The 25,366-nt window shown below is 43.9% G+C and carries 20 protein-coding genes; 11 read left to right on the forward strand and 9 right to left on the reverse strand.

Annotation, left to right across the window (positions count from 1 at the left end; genetic code table 11):
- Window positions 1-4 precede the first annotated feature (4 nt).
- Window positions 5-1,198 carry a glycosyltransferase family 87 protein gene (locus ABZR88_RS09320; RefSeq protein ID WP_107828707.1) on the forward strand — a complete coding sequence of 398 codons (1,194 nt, stop codon included), beginning with the start codon at window positions 5-7 and terminating at the stop codon, window positions 1,196-1,198.
- A gap of 116 nt (window positions 1,199-1,314) precedes the next feature.
- Entirely contained in the window at window positions 1,315-2,538 is a 1,224-nt protein-coding gene (locus ABZR88_RS09325; RefSeq protein WP_107828708.1) for a glycosyltransferase family 87 protein, read from the forward strand.
- On the opposite strand, the gene ABZR88_RS09330 is transcribed toward ABZR88_RS09325, so the two are convergent.
- Window positions 2,516-3,199 carry a hypothetical protein gene (locus ABZR88_RS09330; RefSeq protein WP_107828709.1) on the reverse strand — a complete coding sequence of 228 codons (684 nt, stop codon included), beginning with the start codon at window positions 3,197-3,199 and terminating at the stop codon, window positions 2,516-2,518. The genes ABZR88_RS09325 and ABZR88_RS09330 overlap by 23 nt on opposite strands.
- A gap of 131 nt (window positions 3,200-3,330) precedes the next feature.
- Between ABZR88_RS09330 and ABZR88_RS09335 the strand changes: the two genes are divergently transcribed.
- Window positions 3,331-4,353 (forward strand): low specificity L-threonine aldolase, encoded by a 1,023-nt coding sequence (locus ABZR88_RS09335; RefSeq protein WP_107828710.1) that lies wholly within the window; start codon window positions 3,331-3,333, stop codon window positions 4,351-4,353.
- Window positions 4,354-4,417: 64 nt separating this feature from the next.
- Here ABZR88_RS09335 and hscA read toward each other — a convergent pair whose 3' ends face one another.
- Window positions 4,418-6,268 (reverse strand): Fe-S protein assembly chaperone HscA, encoded by a 1,851-nt coding sequence (gene hscA, locus ABZR88_RS09340; protein ID WP_107828711.1) that lies wholly within the window; start codon window positions 6,266-6,268, stop codon window positions 4,418-4,420.
- A 114-nt stretch (window positions 6,269-6,382) separates the two neighbouring features.
- Here hscA and ABZR88_RS09345 point away from each other — a divergent pair, with 114 nt between their 5' ends.
- Complete coding sequence (locus ABZR88_RS09345) at window positions 6,383-9,211, forward strand: hypothetical protein (RefSeq protein WP_146166535.1); 2,829 nt, start codon at window positions 6,383-6,385, stop codon at window positions 9,209-9,211.
- A 155-nt stretch (window positions 9,212-9,366) separates the two neighbouring features.
- Here ABZR88_RS09345 and dnaB read toward each other — a convergent pair whose 3' ends face one another.
- Entirely contained in the window at window positions 9,367-10,941 is a 1,575-nt protein-coding gene (dnaB, locus tag ABZR88_RS09350; RefSeq protein ID WP_107828713.1) for a replicative DNA helicase, read from the reverse strand.
- 294 nt (window positions 10,942-11,235) lie between these two features.
- Between dnaB and rlmB the strand changes: the two genes are divergently transcribed.
- Window positions 11,236-11,997 (forward strand): 23S rRNA (guanosine(2251)-2'-O)-methyltransferase RlmB, encoded by a 762-nt coding sequence (rlmB, locus tag ABZR88_RS09355; protein WP_107828714.1) that lies wholly within the window; start codon window positions 11,236-11,238, stop codon window positions 11,995-11,997.
- A 192-nt stretch (window positions 11,998-12,189) separates the two neighbouring features.
- Here the strand turns inward: rlmB and ABZR88_RS09360 are convergent, their stop codons facing one another.
- Entirely contained in the window at window positions 12,190-13,275 is a 1,086-nt protein-coding gene (locus tag ABZR88_RS09360; protein ID WP_107828715.1) for a mannose-1-phosphate guanylyltransferase, read from the reverse strand.
- Between the two features lie 240 nt (window positions 13,276-13,515).
- On the opposite strand from ABZR88_RS09360, the gene recQ reads away from it, so the two are divergent.
- Window positions 13,516-15,708, forward strand: coding sequence for a DNA helicase RecQ (gene recQ, locus ABZR88_RS09365; RefSeq protein WP_107828999.1), 2,193 nt, complete (start codon window positions 13,516-13,518; stop codon window positions 15,706-15,708).
- 78 nt (window positions 15,709-15,786) lie between these two features.
- On the opposite strand, the gene ABZR88_RS09370 is transcribed toward recQ, so the two are convergent.
- From ABZR88_RS09370 to ABZR88_RS09380, 3 genes are all read right to left on the reverse strand, one after another.
- Window positions 15,787-16,251 carry a hypothetical protein gene (locus ABZR88_RS09370; RefSeq protein WP_146166536.1) on the reverse strand — a complete coding sequence of 155 codons (465 nt, stop codon included), beginning with the start codon at window positions 16,249-16,251 and terminating at the stop codon, window positions 15,787-15,789.
- Window positions 16,199-18,097 (reverse strand): OmpA family protein, encoded by a 1,899-nt coding sequence (locus ABZR88_RS09375; RefSeq protein ID WP_107828717.1) that lies wholly within the window; start codon window positions 18,095-18,097, stop codon window positions 16,199-16,201. Before ABZR88_RS09375 ends, ABZR88_RS09370 begins: the two co-directional genes overlap by 53 nt.
- A 165-nt stretch (window positions 18,098-18,262) precedes the next feature.
- Window positions 18,263-18,886 (reverse strand): 7-carboxy-7-deazaguanine synthase QueE, encoded by a 624-nt coding sequence (locus ABZR88_RS09380; RefSeq protein ID WP_107828718.1) that lies wholly within the window; start codon window positions 18,884-18,886, stop codon window positions 18,263-18,265.
- 169 nt (window positions 18,887-19,055) lie between these two features.
- On the opposite strand from ABZR88_RS09380, the gene ABZR88_RS09385 reads away from it, so the two are divergent.
- The 3 genes from ABZR88_RS09385 to ABZR88_RS09395 are packed head-to-tail and all read left to right on the forward strand — an operon-like array spanning window position 19,056 to window position 20,596.
- Window positions 19,056-19,820: a hypothetical protein gene (locus tag ABZR88_RS09385; RefSeq protein ID WP_146166537.1), complete on the forward strand. Its 765-nt coding sequence runs from the start codon at window positions 19,056-19,058 to the stop codon at window positions 19,818-19,820.
- A 9-nt stretch (window positions 19,821-19,829) separates the two neighbouring features.
- Window positions 19,830-20,168, forward strand: a complete 339-nt coding sequence (locus tag ABZR88_RS09390; protein WP_107828720.1) for a Rieske 2Fe-2S domain-containing protein — start codon at window positions 19,830-19,832, stop codon at window positions 20,166-20,168.
- Window positions 20,168-20,596, forward strand: coding sequence for a hypothetical protein (locus ABZR88_RS09395; RefSeq protein ID WP_107828721.1), 429 nt, complete (start codon window positions 20,168-20,170; stop codon window positions 20,594-20,596). Before ABZR88_RS09390 ends, ABZR88_RS09395 begins: the two co-directional genes overlap by 1 nt.
- A 169-nt stretch (window positions 20,597-20,765) precedes the next feature.
- Here the strand turns inward: ABZR88_RS09395 and ABZR88_RS09400 are convergent, their stop codons facing one another.
- Both ABZR88_RS09400 and lepA read right to left on the reverse strand, forming a co-directional pair.
- Window positions 20,766-21,644 carry a bifunctional 5,10-methylenetetrahydrofolate dehydrogenase/5,10-methenyltetrahydrofolate cyclohydrolase gene (locus tag ABZR88_RS09400; protein ID WP_107828722.1) on the reverse strand — a complete coding sequence of 293 codons (879 nt, stop codon included), beginning with the start codon at window positions 21,642-21,644 and terminating at the stop codon, window positions 20,766-20,768.
- Between the two features lie 371 nt (window positions 21,645-22,015).
- Window positions 22,016-23,803, reverse strand: a complete 1,788-nt coding sequence (gene lepA / locus ABZR88_RS09405) for a translation elongation factor 4 (protein ID WP_107828724.1) — start codon at window positions 23,801-23,803, stop codon at window positions 22,016-22,018.
- Between the two features lie 82 nt (window positions 23,804-23,885).
- Here lepA and ABZR88_RS09410 point away from each other — a divergent pair, with 82 nt between their 5' ends.
- Both ABZR88_RS09410 and ABZR88_RS09415 read left to right on the forward strand, forming a co-directional pair.
- Window positions 23,886-24,407 carry an SHOCT domain-containing protein gene (locus tag ABZR88_RS09410; protein ID WP_211309812.1) on the forward strand — a complete coding sequence of 174 codons (522 nt, stop codon included), beginning with the start codon at window positions 23,886-23,888 and terminating at the stop codon, window positions 24,405-24,407.
- A gap of 85 nt (window positions 24,408-24,492) precedes the next feature.
- Window positions 24,493-25,308, forward strand: coding sequence for a fructosamine kinase family protein (locus ABZR88_RS09415; protein WP_170113607.1), 816 nt, complete (start codon window positions 24,493-24,495; stop codon window positions 25,306-25,308).
- Window positions 25,309-25,366: the final 58 nt, after the last annotated feature.

The raw sequence follows: 25,366 nt of genomic DNA on the forward strand, positions 1-25,366 counted from the left end.
GTGCATGCCTAAGAAATTCCTTCTCACCGGTTATCAGTGGGTTTGGGTGCTGTATCTAGCAGTAGCCGTTTTTACTTTCCAACTGAAATATACCCGGCATATTGATAATAACTATCAAATTTTCCGCCAGTCGTATTATCACGCCATCCAGGAGAAGGATTTTTATGCGCCATACCCAAAAGAGTACCAGGACTTTTATTATTACGGACCTGTTTTTCCTTTGATAGTGTTGCCATCTGCTATTTTACCGCATGCAGCCGGTTTTTTAGTATGGGAATTATTGAATGCATTTGTTCTGCTCATCGGCATTCATTTGTTACCATTTACGGTCAGGCAAAAAACGCAATTGTTATTACTCTGTGCTATAGAATTTTCCAATTCGGCGTTTTATATGCAGTTTAATCCGGCCATAGCGGGGATGATTATCCTCAGCTTTGTTTTGGTAGAAAGGGGGAAGGAGCAATGGGCAACGCTGTTTATTGTGTTGGGCTTCTTTATCAAACTATACCCCATCATTGGCTTGGTATTCTTTCTGTTCTCAAAAAATAAGGGCAAATTTATTTTATGGACAGCTATATGGACAGTGGTTTGCCTGGTAGCGCCGCTACTGCTATCAAGCCCTGCATTTGTTATTAAATCATACAAAGAGTGGCTTCCTGCTGTAGCCGGCAAAAGCGCCACCAACTCTCAGCTTGATGCCGCGCAGGATATCTGCGTGATGGGCGTAGTGCGCCGGACTTTGCGCGATACCACTATTCCTAATATGCCTTTTCTTATTGCAGGTACCCTTGTTTATCTGTTGCCTCTATTGCGGTTTAGCCAGTATAAATTCTTCAAATACCGTATACAGCTGTTGGCATCATCATTAATCTACATTGTTATTTTTAGTACCGGGGCAGAGCATCCTACCTATATCATAGCCGTTGCCGGTGTATTTATTTGGATGCTGATGCAGGATAAGCCATACTCACCGTTTAATATTTTCTTATTAGTATTGGTATTGGTAATTACCGGTCTTGGCCTTACGGATGCCATGCCCGAGCCTATCAGACAACCCATTATTGCCAAATACTCGCTTAAGGCGGTGCCTTGCATACTCATTTGGTGCATAATTTTCTACGAATTGATGACCCGGAATTCTGGCGCCAATAAACTTGAGCAATCAGAGCAGGCGAATCAGAACCTCGCCGCAATTTAATTAATAGCTAAAACGCTAGTAATGAACATGTGATTGTGATGCAATTGTTAATCTGTTATTAATTTTGACTGTGTATTTACACATGTAGCATTATCTTTGCAACGTTCTCGTTGCACATGCAAAGAAAATTCCCCTTTTTAACCAACTATAGATTGGTGTGCCTGCTTTGGATCGCAGTGGCTGCTTTCTGCTGGCAAGTTAAATTTAAACCCAACAGGTATAACAACTACGTTATATTTAAGCAGGCCTATTACCACGCCAAGGCCCAAACCAACATGTATAAGCTGTACCCGACAGAGTACGAAGACTGCTTTTATTACGGTCCGGTATTCAGTACGTTGGTAGCGCCGTTTTCATTACTTCCTGATGGCTGGGGTTTCTTTTTCTGGCAATTGGTTAATGCTGTTTTTCTGCTTTGGGCAATTCATTTGCTACCCGTCTCGGATAAGATAAAGATGTTTGTGCTGCTGTTTACCAGTATTGAGTATGCCAACACCATGCACAACATACAGATAAACACGGCCATTACAGCCTGTATCATTCTTAGTTTTGTATTTGTAGAGCGAGGGAAAGATGTGTGGGCCACCCTGTTCATTGTACTGGGCACCATGGTTAAACTATATCCCATTATTGGCCTGGCTTTCTTTATGTTCTCTAAAAACAAGGGCAAATTTGCATGGTCTGCCTTTATGTGGGCTGGTGTTTTCTTTGTATTGCCTATGCTTGTTACCAATCCGCATTACGCTATTCAATCTTATGGCGATTGGTTTGCCGCACTTTCTAACAAAAATGCCATGAACGTAGGCTTCGATGCCAGTCAGGATATCTCCTTTATGGGCGTGTGTCGCAAATTGGTAAATAATCCTTACCTACCTAACACACCGTTTTTATTATTTGGTGCTTTGGTTTTTGGCTTGCCATTGTTCCGTTTCAATCAGTACGATTCATTGCAGTTTCGTCTGCGTATGTTAGCCTCCGCGTTACTGACCGTAGTGCTATTTAGTACAGGTTCAGAACATCCCACTTATGTTATTGCCGTTACCGGCGCCATGCTGTGGATCTTTTTGCAGGAGAACTATTTTAGTCGCCGCAATATCGTTCTATTGGTATTACTGCTGGTAATTACAGGTTTAGGATTGACTGATGCTTTCCCGAAGGTGATTCGTGAAGATATTATTTCTGATTACGTGCTGAAAGCATGGCCATGTATCATTGTATGGTTCCTGATAGCTTACGAAATGTTCTTCGGTAAATTCACCAGCAACAGCCGTACCGAGTTCAGTTTACCCGAACCTGAAAACTGGCCATTTGGCGGTGCTAAGGCCGATGCGCGGCTTTAAGTGATTTGAAATAGGCGATGAGCTTGTCAATATTGCCATAGGTGAATTTTCTTTCGCGAATGGCTTGCACAGCGTCGGGCTCATCGCCCATAATTTCAACCATAATATCTGTAAAATTTTGCGGCGTCAACTGCTCCATCTCGGCGGTGTTGGCGCCGTAATAGTAAGTAACCTTGGTGTTGCCGCTACCGCCGCCATAATAGGGATCGCCGCCGTAGCCAATGCCACCACCAACTCCTCCATAGCCTCCCGTGCCGATTGAGATACCGGGGTGGAAGCTGAATTTACTGCCGCCGCCGCCAGAACCGCCATCTAACACGTATAGCTTTAAGTCCTCGTTCAGAGCCACTCTTACAAAATCAGTTTCCTTTTTGCTCCAATTGGTATTGCGTGGGGCGTGTGCAACTACAAAACTATCAGCTCCTGCCACAAAGCTTTTCATATCACTGGCGCTAATACGTGTTTCAGTGCCTTTCTCACTGTCTTTATAAATAATAAAACCTTCGTCTTTAATAGGCGCCTTGCCCGATGGATTGGTGCGGATCACGCCTTCAACTTTTTGTCCGCGCCTGTCTATAAAGAAACCCTTTTGCCATTTCTGTGCTGATGCAGTGAGGCTGATGCCGGTCAGCACCAAAAAAATACCGATGTTTTTTTTCATTATAATAGATGTAACTGCTGAAGTAACAGTTTATGATGCGATTAATAAAATTAAAGCTAAAATACGTACAAGTACCAAAACAGCGGTATAAGATTTGGATATTTGAAATCACTAAACAAACTTAACCAGCTATGCAACTAACCGTAGATCTACGCAGCGATACCGTAACCAAACCCACAACCGGCATGCTTGACGCCATGATGAGCGCCAAAGTAGGCGATGATGTTTTTGGCGAGGATGAAACCGTAACAGCGTTGGAACAGAAAGCCGCGGCTATGTTTGGCATGGAGGCAGGATTATTCTGCCCGTCGGGCACGATGACCAATCAAATTGCTATTAAATGTTTCACCCAGCCATTAGACGAGTTGATTGCCGATCAAACTGCGCACGTTTACCGTTATGAGGGCGGTGGCATTGCATTTAATTCAGCAGTATCTACACGGTTGCTAAATGGCGATCGCGGTCGTGTCACCGCCGAAATGATTGAGCCGGAAATAAATGCCGAGAACGTTCATTTTCCACGCACCAGCCTGGTAGTATTAGAGAATACCGTAAACAAGGGCGGCGGTAGTTGCTACACTTTAGCAGATATTAAACCTATTGCAGATCTGTGCCAGAAACATAGCCTGAAATTACATCTGGATGGCGCACGGATTTTTAACGCATTAGCAGCAACCGGCGACAATGCGATTGACTACGGAAAGTATTTCAACGGCATATCCATCTGTTTATCAAAAGGTTTAGGCGCACCTGTTGGATCAGTGCTTTTAGCCAGTAAAGAAACTATTCAATATGCCAGGCGTGTAAGGAAGGTATTAGGCGGAGGCATGCGACAAGCCGGTTTTTTAGCAGCGGCAGGCATTTATGCGCTAGATCATCACGTGGAACGATTAAAGATAGATCACGCCCACGCTCAGATTTTGGGCAGGGCCTTGGCGCAATGTAGCTGGGTAAGCCATGTTGTGCCGCCAGATACCAATATTGTATTGTTTGATACAGCAGTCCCCGCGGATGATATAATTAAGAAACTTGATCAGAAAGGCGTGCGGTGTATGAGTACCGGGCCAAATCGCATTCGCTTTGTGCTGCACCTGGATGTGCATCCGGAGCAGGTAGAATATGCGGTAGTTGTGTTGAGAAATCTTGAGATTTAAGCCGTGTATTAATAAAAAGAGCCACAATTACGTGGCTCTTCTATTTATGATCTTATGAATCTATTTACAGACTCTTACCTTTCATTGCTTTGCCAATCGCTTCGTCCATCAAACGCTCGGCAAAAGGCTGAGTAAAGGTGTTCAGCTCGTCAATCTTTTTGTGGATGGTGTCTTTTTCGCCGGTAGCCAGTGCAGCCTGCAGTTCTTCAATATAACGATGCGTGTCCGCAATTTCCTGAATGGAAAGATATGAAGCATTCTTTTCCAGGAAGCGTTTTGCGGTGTAAACCATTTGCTCGCCTTCGGTGCGGGCTTCAATCAGCATACGTTGGGCAACATCTTCTTGTGCGTGGGTAATACTATCCATTAGCATCTGCTCAACTTGGTCATCTGTAATGCCATAAGTAGGCTTTACTTCAACTTCTTGTTTAACTCCAGAGCGCAGTTCAATCGCCTGTACTTTCAGGATTCCATCAGCATTAAGCAGGAAGTTGATGTCAACCTTCGGCAATCCGGCTGGCATTGCAGGGATACCTTTCAGGTCAAACTCGGCTAGTTTGCGGTTCTCTTTAATCAAGTCGCGTTCGCCCTGATAAACAGAGATCTTCATATTCACCTGTCCGTCTACCGAAGTAGTGTACTGGCGACCTGCCTTGGTAGGTACCTTAGAATTACGCGGAATGATAACATCCATCAAGCCACCCATCGTCTCAATACCTAAAGAAAGCGGAGTAACATCCAGCAGCAGGATATCTTTACGATTACCCGCCAAAATATCGGCCTGAATAGCGGCACCCAGGGCCACCACCTCGTCAGGGTTAAGCTCATTGTGCACATCTTTGCCAAAAAACTCAGCAACCATTTTCTTCACCAGCGCAGTGCGGGTAGAACCGCCAACCATAACTATTTCGTCAATAGCATCAATGCCCAAACCGGCATCTTTCAGCGCATTTTTACAACAAGTAATAGTTTGTTCAACCTTTGGTCTAATTAGCTCTTCAAAAGCGGTACGCTCCAACGTACACCAGATCTCACCAACCTTTTCATTAAACAGACTCTGGTGGGCAAAAGCTTTCTTGGCTTCTTCGGCCTTTAAACGCAGTTGTTGGGCTAAAGCGGTATCACTTAAAATAGATTTATCTAACTGATTCTTTTCCAGCCAATAGTTAACTATTGCTCTGTCAAAATCATCACCACCTAAAAAAGTATCGCCGTTGGTGCTCAGTACCTCAAAAATACCGTTCTGTATTTGCAGGATAGACACATCAAAAGTACCGCCACCTAAATCATATACCGCGATGGTTTTAGTTTCTTCAGGATCAAGACCAATGCCGTAAGCTAGGCTGGCGGCAGTTGGCTCGTTAACAATGCGCAATACATCCAACCCGGCCAGTTTACCAGCATCGCGGGTAGCCTGACGTTGCGAATCGTTAAAATATGCCGGAACGGTAATTACGGCACGGTTAACCGGGGTTTTCAGCGCATGTTCGGCACGAGCTTTCAGCTCTTTCAAAATCAGTCCGGAAAGTTCAATCGGCGTATAAAAACGATCGCCAACTTTAATCTTCACCAGGCTTTCGGTGTTATCATCGATCACTTTATAAGAAAAGAAATCTTTATAATTCTCAATATCATGATAAGAACGCCCCAGTAAGCGTTTTACCGAAAAAATGGTATTCTGAGGGTCAGTAACAAGATACTCTTTGGCTTCATTACCCACAGTGATCTCGCCCTGGGCATCAAAATGAACTACCGACGGTACGAGCACGCCCTTGCCGGCATCATTAATTACCTGCGGATCTTTATCAGGATTAATAAATGCTACCAGCGAATTAGTAGTGCCCAGGTCAATGCCCACTACAATATCTTCTTTTTGTAAAGAGCCGGTTGCCAGGTTGATGGAGATTTTAGCCATTAGTACAGTTTTATTGAGCGGCAAATGTAGCGAGTTTTACCCTTTGACGTGTCATTATATTGTGAATTGCGCAGGTAATTGCATTTTATCGGTATTCTGTTTACTTTCAGCCTGATGAATAAAAAATCGCCCCTCAATTATATTCTGCTATCCGCATTGTGCATGTGCGGCATATTCTCAAAAGCTCAGGCGCAGGAGTTTGGCGGCAATCCTCCCTCAATAAAATGGAACCAGGTTAACACCCCGCAAACCCGTGTAATATTTCCTCAGGGCATGGATTCTGCAGGTAGACGCGTGGCATCCATCATCGCCCGGATGAACGGTGTTATACAACCAACCTTGGGTAGCCGACAGAAGCAAGTCAATGTTGTACTGCAAAACCAGACAACGTTTAGCAATGCCTATGTGGGTTTGGCGCCCTTCCGCAGCGAATTTTATTTAACGCCAGATCAGAACAGTTTTGAGGTGGGCAGCTTGAGATGGACAGATCAGTTGGCCATACACGAGTATCGACACGTGCAGCAATTCAATAATTTTGACGTAGGGGTTAGTCGTGTACTACATATCATCTTTGGCGAAAGCGGGCAGGCGCTGGCGAACGAGCTTTCGGTACCTAATTGGTTTTTTGAGGGCGATGCTGTTTTTAACGAGACCTTGGTTAGCCAGCAGGGCAGGGGGCGCCTGCCTTATTTTTTTAACGGTTATCGTGCCTTATGGGCGGCGGATAAAAACTACAGCTATCAAAAACTGCGCAACGGCTCTTTTTTAGATTATACGCCAGACCATTATCCTTTAGGTTATATGCTGGTAAGTTATGGCCGGCAGCAATATGGCAGTACGTTTTGGAAAGGGGTAACCCACAACGCTGCCGCCTATACTTACGGACTTAATCCTTTCCAAAATGCCTTTAAACATGCCGCAAAAACTGATTTTATGAGTTTTGAGCAGCAGGCTCAGCATTATTACAAACAGCAGTTTAATGACAAGCCATTAACCGGCTATAAAAAGAATCAGCATTTTATTGCCAATATAGAGTATCCGGCGTTTACAGAAGATGGTGCGATGATCTACATGAAGAGCACCTACAATCATCTGCCGGTTTTTGTATGGAAGAAGGGCAATGTGGAGCGAGTGATCAAAGTGCGTGATATGTCGCTGGATAGTTATTTTGCCTATAACAACGGAAAAATTGTTTATGCGGCATACCAACCAGATGCGCGTTGGGGCTATCGCGATTACAGCGAGATTTGCGTAGTAGATGTAAAAACCGGTAAAGAAACACGCCTGACGCATCGTACCAAATATTTTTCGCCAGATTTTAGTGCCGATGGCAAAAGCATTGTGACGGTACAACAAACAGCCGATGGCAAATATGCTATCCACCTGCTCAATGCAGAAAATGGACAATTAGTTGCGGTTGTACCAAATCCACAGAACCTGTATTTCACTTATCCCAAGTTTTATAATAATGATCAATTGGTTTCGGCCGTGCGACAGCCTGGCGGCCAAATGAGCATTGCATTGGTGGATATTAAATCGGGTAAATTAGAAGAATTGACCACTCGCACGGAAGCACCAATCGGCTTTACATCGGTTAAAGGTGATACCATTCTTTTTTCGGCAACATCTGGCAATAGAGATAAGTTATATGCCATCACCAGTAAGAGCAGGCTGTATGAACTGAGTAACGACTCGCTGCAAGCCGGCATTGGCAACTATCAACCAGCACTAAGTAAAGATAAATTGGCCTGGGTAAGTTTCACCGCCTATGGTTATCAAATGCACAAGGTTGATAAGGCTTCGGTAAAATGGATGCCAGCCGGCGATACTACAAGCTTATCTAATTTCGGCATAAAAGTATTACAAGCAGATTCGGCCACTAACCTGCTCGCTAAAGTAAACACCCAACCGCTGCCTGTTACTAAATATAACAAAGCACACGGCTTGTTTAACTTCCACAGTTTAATTCCCTCATTTAATGACCCGGAATATACCATTTCATTAGAGGGGGAAAACATTCTTAATACCTTTCAATCCAGTCTAGATTTTACTTACAACCGCGATGAGGGTTACAAGCAATTTGGTTTCAGCGGTATTTATGGTGCGTTGTTTCCTTACTTACAAGGCGGTGTTGATTATACCATAGACAGAAAAGGATATAATAGCAGGACCGGGGGAAATGTTTACTGGAACGAAACTGAATTATTTGCCGGTGCGACTGTACCACTAACGTTTACCAACGGCACACAAATTACGAGTCTAAGTTTTGGCAGCAATATAGTTTATAACAGCACCAGCTTTCAACAAGCATACCGCAGCCAGTTTGCAGATCGGTCTTATACTTATTTGAGCAACAGTTTCAGCGTCAGTCACCGCATACAGAAGGCAAAGCAAAATATCTATCCGCGGTTTGCGCAAAGCTTATTAGTGCAATACAAAGTGGCTGTAAGCAATATTTCGGCTAATCAGTTTTTGGCCAGCGGCTCGTTGTATTTACCAGGCTTATCCGTAAATCATAACCTGGTTATTAGTGGGGCGTTTCAGCAGAATGGTAAAGAAAACGTGATCTCTTTCTCCAACGGATTCCCTTATTCACGAGGCTATACAGCAGAGAACTTATACCAATTGAAAAAGATTGGCGCCAATTACCACTTTCCAATTGCGTATCCAGACGGCGGTATTGGCAACACTGTTTATTTCCAGCGCATTCGTGGTAATCTGTTTTTTGATTACACCCGCGCTAATGATTTTTATACCAATGGCAGACCGTTCCAGGCCAATTTCCGTAGTACCGGCGCCGAGATTTATTTTGACACCAAATGGTTTAACCAAACCGCTATCACCTTTGGTTTACGATACAGCCATTTGCTGGACAATGATCTGTTTGGTACCAGCAACAATCGTGACAGGATTGAACTGATTGTGCCGCTGACTTTGTTTTAATAAGTAAGTGTGATTGTTACAATAAAAATGTTATCTCGACCGCATGATTATCGTCGCTTCGAAAAGATCTCTCCCTTCGGTCGAGATGACATAAAGCAAAACAAGAAAGGCATCCTTGCGGGATGCCTTTCTCTGTTATATTTACATCGATTTGTTTAAAACGGTGCTTCATCATCCATATCGTCCATACGAGATGGACGAATGATAAAGTTATTTGGCTTATCAAAGCTCGTAGAAGGAGTGAGGCCACCCATTGGATCCATACCTCCACCACCAGCACCAAAACTGCCTCCGCCAAAGTCAACACCCTGGTCAAGGTCGGTGAACTTAACGTATTTACCAACGAATTTTAGCCTGACAGTACCTGTTTCACCATTACGGTGCTTGGCAATGATTACCTCACCCACGCCTTGTGTTGGATTGTTATCCTCATCAACCTCCAAACCGTAGTATTCCGGACGGTACAGGAAGAGTACCATATCCGCATCCTGCTCGATAGAACCAGATTCACGCAAATCCGAAAGCATTGGCTTTTTAGAACCACCCGGACGACTCTCTACGGCACGACTTAACTGCGACAGGGCAATTACCGGCACGTTCAACTCTTTAGCCACGGTTTTCAAGGCACGCGAGATCGAACCAATCTCCTGCTCACGGTTACCGCCTTTGCCATCGCTTTTACCATGCATCAACTGCAAGTAGTCAATGATGATGAGCGATATATCATACTGCGATTTAAGGCGGCGACATTTAGCTCTGAATTCAAAGATATTAAGCGATGGGGTGTCATCAATAATCAACGGCGCCTGCTCCAGGCGGCGCACCTTAGAGTGGATCTGCTGCCATTCCCATTCTTCCAGCAAGCCTTTACGGATCTTTTCCTGCTCAATCTGCGCCTCGCCAGAGATCAAACGATTTACTAACTGAACAGATGACATTTCTAGCGAGAACACTACAACGGGCTTGTCAAAATCAACGGCAGCGTTACGCGCGCAACTCAATACGAATGCCGTTTTACCCATCGCCGGACGAGCCGCGATGATCACCAAATCTGATTTTTGCCAGCCCGAAGTCATTCTGTCCAAATCGGTAAAGCCGGATGGCACACCCGTTAGGCCGTCTTTTTTATCGCGAAGGGCTTCAATATCACGCAGGGCCTCGATCATCAGATCGTCCATCTTGCGCGAGTCGCGACGTAAGTTGTTTTGGGCAACGTCAAACAGGTTCTTCTCTGCTTTATCCAGAATATCCAGTACGTCAGATGTGTCGTCATAAGCACTGGTGATGGTGTCAGAGGAGATTCTGATCAGCTCGCGCTGAATATATTTTTGGATGATGATACGCGAGTGGTATTCAATATTGGCTGCAGAAGCTACACGGTTGGTTAACTCGGTAACATAGAATGCGCCGCCCACAATTTCTAACTCACCCTGCTGGCGCAGTTGTGCGGTTACGGTAAGAATATCTACCGGCGACGTGCGCTCAAACAGTAAACGAATTACCTGAAAGATTTTCTGGTGGCGTTCTTCATAAAACACCTCTGGCTTTAGGATATCAACTACCGATGACAAGGCATCTTTCTCCAGCATCAGTGCGCCTAAAACGGCCTGTTCCAGATCAATAGCCTGTGGAGGAAGTTTGCCCAACCCACTGTTTACCGGGTTGTTTTGAAAGCGGCCTCTTCTCTCGGAATTTTTAAATTTATTATTAGGTTCGTTATCGGGAGTCATAGCCTACAAAAATATACGAAAAAACAAGCAAATTTCAACTAATTAATATCTTTTCTGGTGCCCTTTCTGAAACCTCTAAATTTCAGAGCATCATTAACTTTAAGTCTTGTCAATATCCACAGTGTAGTGTTGAAAACTATTATATATAACTGTAAATCAGCGCCGTTAATCACTTGTTAATAACTTGACATTGCTAATTTGCCGGAAAATAAATAGCAAAATTGACTTTATTTTTTAAAACCTTTATTCTGATTAATATAGCTATTTTTGCAGATATATCCTAAAAAAATTAGCATGCAGTACGGTAACCGCGAAAAGCGTGAAAGCAACCAGATGGTGTTTGGCATCAGAGCCATTATGGAAGCCATAGTTTCTGGAAAAGAGATAGAATCGTTATACATCCAACGCGGTTTGTCGGGCGGGCTGATGCAGGAATTGAAAGTACTGCTGCATCAATATCAAATCCCATCACAACAGGTACCTGTAGAAAAGTTAGACCGTCTGACGCCGAAAAATCACCAGGGGGCCGTAGCTTTTATATCACCTATTATTTATCAAAAAGTAGAGGACATCATCCCGCAGATCTTTGAAAGGGGAGAGGTGCCACTATTATTGGTTTTGGACGGTGTTACCGATGTGCGTAACATGGGCGCAATTGCCCGCACCGCAGAATGCGCCGGCGTGCATGCCATTGTAGTGCCATCAAAAGGTTCGGCACAAATCAATCCGGATGCTATTAAAACATCTGCCGGAGCACTTTATAAAATACCGGTTTGCCGCCAGGATAACCTGTTGCTGGCTTGTCGGTTTTTGCAGGAGAGTGGCTTACAATTGGTAAGCTGTACAGAGAAAACTAATGATTTTATTTATCAGCCCGATTATACAGCACCAACCGCTATTATTATGGGTGCCGAGGATGAAGGCATACGTAATGAGATAATCCGCATTTCAGATCATCTGGCTAAGATTCCGATGTACGGCGAGATTGAATCACTTAACGTTTCGGTATCCGCAGGGGTAATCATTTATGAGGCAGTGAGACAGAGATCCTTATAACCCCTTGCCCCCTGAAGGAGAAACGATTGCGGATGTTCGATTTCGGATTTCTTATCCAAAAGAAAGATGTCTACCATAAAAAAAGCGATGGCAAACACCATCGCTTTTTTTATGATTAAAATCTAATAAATCCGAAATCGAACATTCGAATTTCGAAATGCATAAGAGTTTCCCCTTCAGGGGGCTAGTGGGCTAAATATACTTCGTTCCAAACTTCTGCTTCACGTCGGCCACTACTTGCTTTACGTTCTGCTCTTGATCGCGCGGACAAATGAGCAGGGTGTTGTTAGACTCTACCACAATGTAGTCATGCAAGCCTTGTAGTACTACCAATTTGCCTTCCGGTACGTTTACCATACAGTTTGACGAGTCGTACATAATAACGCGCTCTGAAGGAATTACGGCGTTGCCTACGTAATCTTTTTCGGCCAGTTGATAGATAGAGGCCCAGGTACCTAAATCAGACCAACCAAACTCAGACGGCAACACATAAACATTAGATGCCTTTTCCATTACACCGTAATCAATAGAGATATTAGTACATTGCTGGTAAGCGGTGTGGATATAAGAGCGCTCGGTCTCTGTGTTATATACAGAGCGGGCATCAACAAAAATGTCATTAATATCTGGCAGATATTTGCCAAAGGCTTCTGTAATAGCATTGACAGACCAAATAAAGATACCCGCATTCCACAGGAAATCACCGCTTTGAATAAAGGTTTTGGCAATATCAAGCGACGGCTTTTCGGTAAAGGTTTTTACTTTATGGAAATCGCCGTTAATGGTTTGGTCGGTATACTGAATATAACCATAACCGGTGTCAGGACGCGATGGCTTGATGCCCAACGTAATCAAACAATTGTGACTAACGGCCGTCTCCATAGAGCGTTCAATAGTACTGATAAAAGCTGGTTCATCCAGAATCAGGTGATCTGAAGGCGCAACGCAAATTACGGCATCCGGATTAATGCTTTGAATTTTAAAACAACCATAGGCAATACATGGTGCAGTATTGCGCATAACTGGTTCTGTTAATATTTGCTGATCCTGAATACCTGCAAGTTGAGCTTTCACCAAATCGCTATAAATCTCGTTGGTTGCTATAAAAATATTTTCGGGCGGACATACTTTCAAAAAACGATCATACGTTTGCTGAATGAGCGTTTTGCCTGTTCCTAAAATATCAATAAATTGTTTAGGATGTGAAGTTCTGCTGATAGGCCAGAAGCGACTGCCAATGCCGCCTGCCATGATAATGGCGAAGTTGTTTTTGTTCATCGGAGGATGATATACGTTTGTTTTTTAAAAAGTAACTATATAAACCGAGCATATTTTAGCGGTAAAAACCGTTAAATGCGAGCTTCAATAGTCACCGTAAAAATGGTCAAAAAAACGATTTGTTTGTAAAAATTATCATTTTTATTTAAAAAAAGTATCACATTCCTGTATAATAATTGGAAAATTTTGTTATTTTGAACTTTCAAATCACGCCTGTAAAAAGCTAGTACTATTTCAATGATCGAAACAAAAAAATCGCTTTTCGATAATCTCCAGAACTTCTTCGGATTTGACAATTTCAAGGGAGAGCAGGAAGCGATCATTACCAACATACTGTCAGGTAACGACACATTTGTGATTATGCCCACCGGCGGTGGCAAATCTATGTGCTATCAGTTACCTGCACTCATGAGCGAGGGCACAGCGATTGTGATCTCGCCTTTGATCGCACTGATGAAGAATCAGGTAGATCAACTGCGCGCATTCGGTGGTTCAGACAGCATTGCGCATTTTTTAAATTCATCTCTTACCAAATCAGAAATTGCCCGTGTTAAAGATGATGTGCTGAGTGGCAAAACCAAATTGCTGTACGTAGCACCAGAATCATTAACCAAACAGGATAATATTGATTTTCTTCGCCTCAATCATGTATCGTTTGTGGCAGTTGATGAGGCGCACTGTATTTCTGAATGGGGACACGATTTCCGTCCGGAGTATCGTAAGATCCGTCAGGTAATCAGCAACATTGGCGAGAATATTCCTATTATAGCCCTTACAGCAACTGCTACACCAAAGGTACAGCAGGATATTCAGAAGAACTTACAGATGAACAATGCGACGGTGTATAAATCATCGTTCAACCGTTCAAACCTGTTTTATGAGGTAAGGCCGAAACGCAACGTACTGAAAGAGATTATCCGTTTTGTAAAACAACATCCGGGTAAATCTGGCATTATATACTGCCTGAGCCGTAAAAAAGTGGAAGAGGTTGCCGAGGCTTTAACGCTGAACGGTATTAATGCCATGCCATATCACGCTGGTCTTGACGCCAAGGTGCGTGCCGACACGCAGGACAAATTCCTGATGGAAGAGATTGATGTGATTGTGGCCACCATCGCCTTCGGTATGGGTATTGATAAACCTGATGTGCGCTATGTAATACACCATGATATGCCAAAGAGCATGGAAGGTTATTACCAGGAGACAGGTCGTTCTGGCCGTGATGGGGGTGAGGGTATCTGTGTGGCTTTCTATTCTGAAAAGGATATAGATAAGCTACAGAAATTCATGAAAGACAAGCCGGTATCTGAGCGCGAAATTGGTACCCAGATACTGAAAGAGGTGATAGACTACGCTGAATCGTCAGTTTGTCGCCGTAAGCAGATCCTGCATTATTTCGGTGAAAACTTTAATGAGGCCGGTTGTAACAACATGTGCGATAACTGCTGCGCCACCAAGCAACATTTTGATGGCGAGGAGCATTTGCATAAAGCACTGAGTTTGATTAAAAAACTTGGCGAGAAGTTTGACGATCATCACGTAGTGAGCCTGTTAATGGGAACTGATAATCCGCAGATCCATCATTATGAACATCATCTGATTGATGAATTTGGTTCTGGTAAGGATCAGGGCGAGATTGTTTGGCAGTCGCTATTACGCCAGGCTATGCTGGATAACTACTTGCTGAAAGATATTGATCATTATGGCTTGTTGAAGTTAACCGCCAAAGGGCACGACTTTTTAGAAAATCCGCACGGTATTCGTTTTATCATGAACCGCCCTGTTGGCGCTACTGACGACGACGAGAGCGACGACAATCCAAAACAAGCTGCTAGCGCACTGGATACACAGTTACTGCAAATGTTGAAAGACCTGCGCAAAAAGGTAGCCAAGCAAAAAGGCCTGCCGCCATTTGTTATCTTCCAGGACCCGTCGTTGGAGGAAATGTGTACGCATTATCCTATTACTACAGATGAATTGAAACAGATTTCGGGCGTAGGTGTGGGCAAGGCGATGAAATTCGGCGCGCCATTTACCGAGCTGATCAAGAAATATGTAGAAGAGAACGATATCGATCGTCCGGTTGATATGGTGATCAAGAGCGCAGCCAATAAATCGGCACTGAAGGTTTATATCATCCAAAATATCGACCGTCATTTGGATCTGGAAGATATAGCGGCCTCAAAAGGTATTACTTACGAGGATGTGCTGCGTGAAGTAGAAACCATCGTTAACTCGGGTACCAAACTGAACCTGAACTATTATATTGACGAAGTAATAGATGAAGATAAACAGGAAGAGGTTTACGATTACTTTAAATCTGCCGATAGCGACTCTATCGATAACGCACTTTCTGAACTGGGATCAGATGACTATACCCGCGAAGAAGTGCAGTTGATGAGAATTAAATTTATGAGCGAGTTGGGGAATTAAGCCCGGGCTAATTAAAAAAACATAACAAATGTCATAATCAAGGGCGCTGGGAGATGTCTCTGCGCCCTTAGTATTTAGTTACGTTTTTATATTACAATCCGCAAAATCTTTAAAGTACTCTTCAATATCCTCACTAAGTTCATTTACATTGTAAGGAGATAATACCTGTAGAAGCCTACCGTTATAGCCAAGCGGCATTATTTCTATCTTCCAGATATCGCCACCGGTAAAATAAATTAGATGTGAAAAATCATCATCTATTTTAATAGACTCTATAGGATAATTACCTCTATCCCAGGGAAAATCTGCTTTTAAATAGTCAGAGGGAATATTCACTTCCTGCACGTAAGTAAAGTAACTCCCGTCAAAAAATAATCCATGATTATTTTCATCGCAGAACAGAAGATTAAGATAGTACCCATCCTCACTACGGCCTATGAATAAGCTAGCGTATTTACAATCAATGTCTTGAATAAGCATTACCTGAAATTTATTTCCCCACAATAACAAACTCCGTCCTACGGTTCTGTGCGCGGTTTTCATCGCTGGTATTTTGCACAATTGGCATAGTTTTGCCATAGCCTTTAAAAGCCAGTCGTGCGGGAGGTACCTGATGATTAATGAGATATTGATAAACTGATTTGGCCCGATTCTCGGATAATACCTGATTCATCTGATCATTACCAATATCGTCCGTATGGCCCGAGATCTGTATTTTAACGGTTGGGTTTAGCGCCATAAAATCAATCAGTTTCTGCAATTCAGACATCGACTCTGGTTTCAGATCATAACGATTGGTATCGAAGAAGATATTAGCCAGAATCATCCTGCCGCCTACCTCAATAGGGTGCATAGATACTTCAATGACGTAAGGCTTGCTGGCTGATGATTTATCCAGCACCGGCAAGTTAGCCGAATAGAACAAATAGCCATTCTTAGAAATAGTCAATCCATAGTTTTTGCCAGAGGTAAGTGTAGCCAAAAAATCGCCACTGGCCGAGCTATAATCCTGGTAAACAGGGACGTTCTTTTGCAGGTCTACAATCTCTACTTGAGCTTCCAGCGGTTCTTTGGTTCTGCTGTCTGTTATTGTGCCTTTTACGTAGGTAACAGCCCGTGGCCTGTCGCTGGCGGGTAGCTCAAATGTGTAAATATCATAACCACCGTAGCCATTCAGATTGTTGGAAGCAAAGAAAGCGTAAGTGCCGTTGGCGTTAATGGTCAAACCGTTTTCATCGCCGTTAGAGTTAATGGGATAGCCCAGGTTCTGTGGCTTTTGCCATTTGCCATCTTTCCCTAGGCGACTAACAAACAAATCCTTACTGCCCAATCCCGGCCAGCCGTTTGAGCAGAAATAGAATGTACTATCGTCAGCATGAATAAATGGCGATTGCTCATCAAAGGAGGTATTGATGTTTGGCCCCATATTCTCGGGCTCACCCCAACCTTTTTCGGTTAATCTGGATTTCCAAATGTCATAGCCACCATAGCCGCCTTTACGGTTGCTCACAAAATATAACGTCCGGCCATCCGCGCTTATCGATGGTTGTGATTCCCAACCCGGCGTATTAATCGGCGGACTCAAGTCAAACGGTTTCGACCAGTCGTCGCCACGTTTTTGGGATATATAAATATCACACCGACCTAAGCCATCCGGACGGTTACAACCAGTAAAAAACAGGTATTTACCATCCTGCGAGATAGATTGTGCACCCTCGTTATAATTAGGCGTATTAATCTGGTTGCTCAGGTAAACGGCCGTTTGCCATTTCCCGTCTTTCTTCAGACTACGATAAAAATCTTCGTTATTGTTGATCTTACGAGTAAAGATCAGCATACTTTCATCCGCAGTAGCAACGGGCAGATATTCGTCATTAGCGGTATTAATTTCCGGGCCCATGTTAACCGGCTTAAACGGTACCGGGTTTTGGATGGCCTTAATGCTAAACTCGCAATCGGCAATCAGCTTGCGCGCAAAAAAACGGTTTTGCTCAGTAGCATTGGGGTAGGTGAGGTATTTCTCCAGATCGGGAATGGCGGCGGCATATTGCGCGTCATTTACTTCGGCTTCTCCCATTTTCAGGTAGATACCCCGGTTAAAATCGGCATTCAACAGCGCTACTTTCTTATAATGCTTTATGGCTTCGCCCCAAAAATGCTTCAGGCTATACAAATCGGCTATCTGGGCATGGGCCTCTATAAACTTACCGTCGTTATCCAGCGCCTTGGTTAACTTGACTATAGCATCATCATACAAATGACTATCAATATCCTGATTAGCCTCTGCATAAAGTTTAATTGCCTCCTTATCGGTAGTGCTGTACTGCCTCGATTGGGCAAACACAATTACCGGTACCAGCAATAATAGCAGTAGTAAAGGGGCTTTCATCACAAAGGATCTTATAACCCTAAGTTAATGTTTGATTTTGGATTTCGGGTGTTTAAACGCGGATTTGTAATGTAAGTTGTAAAAATAAAGCACTCTGATTTACAGTAAACAGTACTTAGCAAAGGCGTTTTTATTAAAAACTAAGGGTTGGATTATCAATACCGCTTACGGGATATTAAGATATTTATGCGTTTGCAACGATATTTCCCACTGCGGGTTATTCATCACATAATCTACAATCAGTGGTATCATTTCTTTAGCCTTAGACCACTCTGGTTGTAAATAAAGTTTACAGTTGGGGCCAACCATTTTGGCATGTTCTTCGGCCCACATAAAGTCTGATTTGTTAAAAACGATCACTTTTAGCTCGTCGGCCTTCTCGGCTACGTGGGGAGTAGGGGCCTTAAATTTCTTTGGAGACAGGCAGATCCAATCCCAGTTACCAGAAAGAGGATAGGCTCCCGAAGTTTCAATAAAGGTACGGATACCGTGTTCTTGCAGCTGGGCAGTCAGGTAATCCAAGTTATAGATCAACGGCTCGCCACCGGTAACAACCACAGCTTTGGCCGGATGCTGGCCTGCGTTTTTCACAATCACATCGGCGTGAGTGAGCGGGTGCAGTTCGGCATCCCAGCTTTCTTTTACATCGCACCAATGGCAGCCCACATCACAACCACCCAAACGAATAAAATACGCGGCTTTTCCAGTATTAAACCCTTCGCCTTGAATGGTGTAAAACTCTTCCATTAATGGAAGCATGGTGCCGTCTTCTGGTATTACGTGTGCCATAAATAAGGGCGCAAATATACGGATAATAAGGTTGGGGCATAGCTTCAGTTACCGATATTACTTAAATGTGATGAATCGAACACCTGAGAATTATTTTTCGTACAAAGGGATGGGTTACTTGCTAAACTGAATTTTTAATTCATAGTTTTATATATAAATGGGCGGGCTTATGAAAAAACGCTACTTCCTTGTATTTCTTGGCCTTATGTTGTGTCTCACATCATGTGTTGACATCGAGGAGGTCTATGACTTTAAGGCCGATGGTTCCTGTAAAATAGCCTACAACTTTGATATGAGCAAAGCGGTGTCGGTACTCATGAACCTGATGTCAGACTCGGTACGTGCCACGCCACAATTTGCTATGGCTAAAGACACTTCGCTCAACTTTTACAGCGCCCTGCCAGATAGCACCCAAAACCGCATGAATGCCGAAGAAGCCAATATGGCCAAATCAAGCAATCTTTTGGTTAACATGAATCTGAAAAAAAACTTAATGAAAGTAAGTGTGGTGCACCAGGCCAAGAATATTGCCGACTTGGAATACTACGTAGAGCATCTCTCTAAAATAGCCGGCGACAGCCAGTTTAGCGGACTAACCAAGGGCGCCAAAAACCTGAGCAGTTTTGATGCGCAGCAACTCATCGCCGGTCAGGATTATTATGATTACGAGATTACCCCGCATAAGTTTTACCGCATTATAGATCTCTCTAAATTCAACGCTTTTCTAAAACGTACCCAAAGCACCTTTGCTATGGCCAAAGCCATGTTGATTGAGACGCCGTATAAAATCGTGCTCAATTTTGCTACACCGGTAAAAAAGATCAATAACCCGCACGCCATTCTATCAGCCGACCGCAAGCGTGTAACCCTGGTAACCAACATGGACGAAATGATTAAAGACCCAACTGTTACCAATCTGAAAATTGATTTCTAAATTGCGGGCATGAACTGGTTTAAAGTGCCCGGCGTTGTTTATACCCAGGAGCCTTTTATTAAGAAAGTAGTGGCAGGCGGTAAGAGCCTTTGCCTTGTTGGTTATAACGGCGAGGTATTTGCCCTGGCCTCCAGATGCCCGCACGCACAGGAGGATATCTCCCGCGGATGGTGTAAAGACGGTAAACTGGTTTGCCCGATCCACCGTTTCTCGTATGATCTGCAGACCGGTCGCGGGAGCCCCGGACAGAATGATTTTATCCATACCTATCCCGTAAAAATAAAAACAAATGAGATCTATGTGGGCTTTAATACTTGGAAGGAAAACTTAATAAACCTTTTCAAGTAATGGATACCACTGCTTTAGATATTATAACTTCTGACTTTTATCGCGCGCTGAGTTTCAGAAATCACCCCGATTATGAGCTGAACGCTACCGACATAGAAGCCTTCTTTTATGGTGATGGTTTTATGATTGATAACGGCTTCAAAGAGCCGGTGATCTATACCGCCGAAAGCTATCTTAAAAATATCATCTCGTTAGTAGCCGATCGCGAGATAGAAAACTACATGCGCCGGGAATTGAGCGCCCGAACTGAGTTTTTCGGTAAAATAGCTCACCGTACCAGCGTTTATGAATATAGTTTTGACGATCATCAATTACCCAACCCAACCCGCGGTATAGCCTACATACAGTTTGTTTGGGTTGATGGAAACTGGAAGATTGTATCGATGATTTGGGCCGATGAGAATGAGGAGCGGAGGATAGAGGCGTGATGCTTTAAACACGCTGTCATTTCGAACGAACCAGCAAGGGAATGTGTGGTGGCGTGAGGAGAAATCTTTTCGGATTAGGATCCCGTTAGATCGCTTCGAAAAGATTTCTCTCTATGCTCCGCTTCGTTCGAAATGACATGCGGTTGATTGAATATATAGAGGAAACTCTTTAATAAACCTCCCCATTGGCCGAGGCCAGGGTATTACGCAACAAACCGATGATGGTCATCAAACCAACACCACCGGGTACCGGGGTAATCCATGATGCTTTTGGCGCAACGTTTTCAAAATCAACATCGCCATAAAGTTTGTAGCCAGATTTGGTAGTAGTTGATGTTTCGCGGTTCATACCTACGTCAACTATCACTGCACCTTCTTTCACCATATCGGCAGTGATAAAGTTTTTCTTGCCGATGGCTACGATCAGGATATCGGCATCCAGCGTAAACTTCTTAATATCTGGTGTACGACTATGGCAAATGGTTACCGTACAGTTGCCCGGTTGAGTGTTACGAGCCATCAAAATGCTCATTGGCGAGCCCACAATATTGCTGCGGCCAACTACCACGCAATGCTTACCGGCAGTTTCAATACCATACTCTTTCAGCATCAGCGTAATGCCAAAAGGAGTAGCCGGAATAAACGACGGCAGGTTACGTTGCATGCGGCCCAGGTTAATAGGATGGAAGCCGTCCACGTCTTTCTTATAATCTATGCGCTCGGTAACTTTCTCCGGATCGATGTGTTTTGGTAACGGTAGCTGAACGATGATACCGTCGATATCTTCATCGGCGTTCAGTTCGGCAACTTTAGCTAACAGTTCCTCTTGAGTAACATCAGACTCGTAACGTACCAGAGTAGATTTAAAGCCTACTTTCTCGCAGTTCTTCATTTTGCTGGCCACGTAAGTTTCGCTGCCACCGTCATGGCCAACCAGCACAGCCACCAAATGTGGTTTACGACCGCTCTTTTCCAGATAAGCCGCTGCCTGCTCAGCAATTTCACCTTTTAATTTTTCTGATACGTATTTACCGTCGAGTAACTGCATTATTTTAATTCTTTAAGTAAGTGGTTTGGTAAGGGTTTAAGATCTAGTTCGATCAATTCAGTGCGTTTTACTATCAAAATAATTGGTCTTTTTTTCAAAGACAACCTGGTTCCGTTTTGCTTATTAATACAGTCAAGGATATTTTCGAACGTTTTGCCGTTAGTCAACAGTGCTTTGATTACGCTTGATGACTCTTTCTCATCAAAACATTGCACATGATATTTAGGAACGTTGTTTTCATAAACGATCCATTCCCCGTAGGCAAAGTCGCTCAGTTCAATTAAGCTCCTGCTACCTGTAAGCGATCTATATGTAGTTTGTCTGTATAACATAACCAAACAGCCCCAGTTAAGGGGCTGCAAGGGAAAATATTAGTCTAATTTCAAAACGGCCATAAACGCGCTCTGTGGTATTTCCACGTTGCCAACCTGGCGCATACGTTTTTTACCGGCCTTCTGTTTTTCCAACAGTTTACGCTTACGCGAGATGTCACCACCATAACACTTGGCGGTTACGTCTTTACGCATGGCTTTTACAGTCTCGCGGGCGATAATTTTGGCACCGATCGAGGCCTGTATCACAATTTCAAATTGCTGACGTGGCAGCAGTTCTTTCAGCTTTTCGCAGATCTTTTTACCAAAGTCGTACGAGTTACTGCGGTGGATCAATGACGACAAAGCATCCACCGGCTCACTATTCAAACGAATATCCAGTTTTACCAGGTCGCTCTGGCGGTAGCCGGTCTGGTGATAATCAAACGAGGCGTAGCCTTTGGAGATGGTTTTCAACTTATCATAAAAATCAAATACGATCTCACCCATCGGCATCTCAAAGATCAGCTCAACACGGTCTGACGTCAGATACGATTGGTTAACGATCATCCCCCGTTTCTGGATACAAAGCGACATCACCGGGCCCACAAACTCACTTTTGGTAATGATAGTGGCCTTTATAAACGGCTCTTCCACAAAATCAATTTTACTTGGATCGGGCAGGTCGCTCGGGTTATTTACCAACAGTTCCTCGCCTTTTGTAGTGAAAGCTTTGTATGACACGTTGGGAACGGTGGTAATCACCGTCATATCGAACTCGCGCTCCAAACGCTCCTGGATGATCTCCATGTGCAGCATCCCCAGGAAACCACAACGAAAACCAAAGCCCAGCGCTGCCGATGATTCTGGTTCAAAAACCAGCGAGGCATCGTTCAGTTGCAGTTTGGCCATGCTTTCGCGCAGTTCTTCGTAATCCTCGGTGTCAACTGGGTAAATGCCGGCAAAAACCATTGGTTTCACCTCTTCAAAACCTTGTATCCCTTCGGCGCAGGGACGGTCTACCGTAGTAATGGTATCACCTACTTTTACTTCTTTCGCTTCTTTTATACCGGAGATGATGTAACCTACATCACCTGTCTTAATTACGTCTTTGGGTAGCTGGTTCAGCTTTAAAGTACCTACTTCGTCGGCAAAATACTGGCGTTCGGTAGCAACAAATTTCACCCTGTCACCTTTCCTTATTTCACCATTCACTACTTTAAAGTAAGCGATGATGCCACGGAAAGAGTTAAATACCGAGTCGAAAATAAGGGCCTGCAGCGGCGCTGTCGGGTCGCCAACAGGGGCAGGTACACGCTCTACAATAGCACGCAGAATATCATGCACGCCCATGCCGGTTTTACCAGATGCAGCCAGGATATCTTCACGTTTACAACCAATCAGGTCAACAATCTGGTCTTTTACTTCCTCTGGCATAGCGCCCGGAAGGTCCATCTTGTTTAATACGGGGATAATTTCAAGGTCGTTCTCTAACGCCAGATAAAGATTAGAGATGGTTTGTGCCTGTATACCTTGCGATGCATCTACAATAAGCAGTGCGCCCTCGCAGGCAGCAATTGAACGCGAAACCTCGTAGCTAAAATCTACGTGTCCCGGAGTGTCAATCAGGTTTAAAACATATTTCTGACCATCAAGCACATAGTCCATTTGTATGGCGTGGCTTTTAATGGTGATACCGCGTTCGCGTTCCAGATCCATATCATCCAGCAACTGAGCTTGTGCCTCGCGCTTGGTGATGGTTTCAGTGTACTCCAATAACCTGTCGGCCAGAGTACTCTTGCCGTGGTCAATGTGTGCAATGATACAAAAATTACGTATGTGCTCCATTTGAACTGCAAAAATAGTTTTTTGCCGCAATAAATTAGTATCAATTAACGGATTTGCCTAACTTAGTTAGCCATTTACACCTATGAAAAAAATTTTATTGCTTGCAGCTGTGCTGATGCCAATGGTTACATTGGCGCAGACTATCAAAGAATACAAAGCCATTAACGGCGTTACTTATCATCTTAATGATACCGTTCGCCTTGGAAAAGGATCAAAAGACACCGGCGGATTTCTTTATATTGAAGATAGGGGGTTGGGGTTACCAACACTGCCCGGGGCACGTACCAGTGGCGGCCGTGGTTTGCCAAAAGATTTTGCCAATAGCGGGGTGGTGATTAAAAGCATGCGTAAAATGCAACTCAACGGCGTTGACAAATATCTGTTTATGGTGAATGCCGGCGGTCCGTTCCGTTTTTCTATGTTTATTGATGACGCCATCCTGGCCTGCGAAGTAGTGCCATGTAAAGGCAATACGCAGGAAGCCAACGGCGCACCTGTAGCTGACGTGGCCGACGAAATCAAGAAACTGAAAGGATTAATGGACTCTGGCGCCATCACCAAAGATGAATATGAAGCCCGCAAAAAGAAACTGCTTAATCAATAAAGGCTAATGTATATCTTTGGCGCCGGCTGCTAAACAGATGTCTTTTTCCACTCCTTTAAAAAATGATATAGAAAATCGCCTCGCGGTGAAAATCAAAGACACCAGTGCGGTGAGCGGAGGCGATATCAATCAAGTTTACAGACTAGACACATCATCAGGCCAGTTTCTGCTTAAAGTGAATAGCAAAGATGCCTTCCCGGGGATGTTTGCGCACGAAGCGCAAGGGTTATCAGCCATTCGTCAAACAGAAACCATTGCCGTACCTGACGTTATCTACCAGGGCTATGCCGGCAAAGAAAGCTATCTTTTATTAGAGTGGATTGAAACCTGGTACCCAAGCGAGCAAGCTTCCAAAAACCTTGGCCGGCAGTTGGCCGCCATGCATGAACATACCGCAGACCTATTTGGCTTTCATCAGGACAATTACATGGGCTCGTTACCGCAAAAGAACAATCGGCATAAAAGTTGGAGCGATTTTTTTGTTAAGGAACGCTTAAAGCCGATGGTAAAAATGGCTATAGAATCGGGTCAGCTTAATGATAATGACCAGGATGACTTTGATCAGCTATATGAAAAATTACCTGGTTTGCACCCCGACGAACCGCCCGCCCTTGTTCACGGCGATCTGTGGAGCGGTAACTATCTCATCAACACCAAAGAGCAACCTTATTTAATAGATCCAGCCGTAAGCTACAGTAACCGCGAGTTTGATATAGCCATGACGGCCCTATTCGGCGGGTTTAACGCCACGTTTTATAAGGCTTACAACGATGCTTACCCGCTGCAACCTGGCTGGCAGGGGAGATTAAAAATCTGGAACCTGTATCCGTTATTGGTTCATGTTAATTTGTTTGGCGGAGGTTATGCCAATCAGGTGCGCCAAATTCTGGCAGCCCTTTAAAAGAAAAGGCGCCCTTTTGAGGCGCCTCCATCCAGGTGTGTTTAATTAATCTAAAAAA

Source organism: Mucilaginibacter yixingensis, assembly GCF_041080815.1.
Taxonomy (GTDB): domain Bacteria; phylum Bacteroidota; class Bacteroidia; order Sphingobacteriales; family Sphingobacteriaceae; genus Mucilaginibacter; species Mucilaginibacter yixingensis.

Excerpts from the sequence above, each read along its gene's own strand:
- ABZR88_RS09320 (WP_107828707.1), top strand. The coding sequence starts at position 5 with ATGCCTAAGAAATTCCTTCTCACCGGTTATCAGTGGGTTTGGGTGCTG.
- ABZR88_RS09325 (WP_107828708.1), top strand. The coding sequence starts at position 1,315 with ATGCAAAGAAAATTCCCCTTTTTAACCAACTATAGATTGGTGTGCCTG.
- ABZR88_RS09330 (WP_107828709.1), bottom strand. The coding sequence starts at position 3,199 with ATGAAAAAAAACATCGGTATTTTTTTGGTGCTGACCGGCATCAGCCTC.
- ABZR88_RS09335 (WP_107828710.1), top strand. The coding sequence starts at position 3,331 with ATGCAACTAACCGTAGATCTACGCAGCGATACCGTAACCAAACCCACA.
- hscA (WP_107828711.1), bottom strand. The coding sequence starts at position 6,268 with ATGGCTAAAATCTCCATCAACCTGGCAACCGGCTCTTTACAAAAAGAA.
- ABZR88_RS09345 (WP_146166535.1), top strand. The coding sequence starts at position 6,383 with ATGAATAAAAAATCGCCCCTCAATTATATTCTGCTATCCGCATTGTGC.
- dnaB (WP_107828713.1), bottom strand. The coding sequence starts at position 10,941 with ATGACTCCCGATAACGAACCTAATAATAAATTTAAAAATTCCGAGAGA.
- rlmB (WP_107828714.1), top strand. The coding sequence starts at position 11,236 with ATGCAGTACGGTAACCGCGAAAAGCGTGAAAGCAACCAGATGGTGTTT.
- ABZR88_RS09360 (WP_107828715.1), bottom strand. The coding sequence starts at position 13,275 with ATGAACAAAAACAACTTCGCCATTATCATGGCAGGCGGCATTGGCAGT.
- ABZR88_RS09370 (WP_146166536.1), bottom strand. The coding sequence starts at position 16,251 with ATGAAAACCGCGCACAGAACCGTAGGACGGAGTTTGTTATTGTGGGGA.
- ABZR88_RS09375 (WP_107828717.1), bottom strand. The coding sequence starts at position 18,097 with ATGAAAGCCCCTTTACTACTGCTATTATTGCTGGTACCGGTAATTGTG.
- ABZR88_RS09380 (WP_107828718.1), bottom strand. The coding sequence starts at position 18,886 with ATGGCACACGTAATACCAGAAGACGGCACCATGCTTCCATTAATGGAA.
- ABZR88_RS09385 (WP_146166537.1), top strand. The coding sequence starts at position 19,056 with ATGAAAAAACGCTACTTCCTTGTATTTCTTGGCCTTATGTTGTGTCTC.
- ABZR88_RS09390 (WP_107828720.1), top strand. The coding sequence starts at position 19,830 with ATGAACTGGTTTAAAGTGCCCGGCGTTGTTTATACCCAGGAGCCTTTT.
- ABZR88_RS09395 (WP_107828721.1), top strand. The coding sequence starts at position 20,168 with ATGGATACCACTGCTTTAGATATTATAACTTCTGACTTTTATCGCGCG.
- ABZR88_RS09400 (WP_107828722.1), bottom strand. The coding sequence starts at position 21,644 with ATGCAGTTACTCGACGGTAAATACGTATCAGAAAAATTAAAAGGTGAA.
- lepA (WP_107828724.1), bottom strand. The coding sequence starts at position 23,803 with ATGGAGCACATACGTAATTTTTGTATCATTGCACACATTGACCACGGC.
- ABZR88_RS09410 (WP_211309812.1), top strand. The coding sequence starts at position 23,886 with ATGAAAAAAATTTTATTGCTTGCAGCTGTGCTGATGCCAATGGTTACA.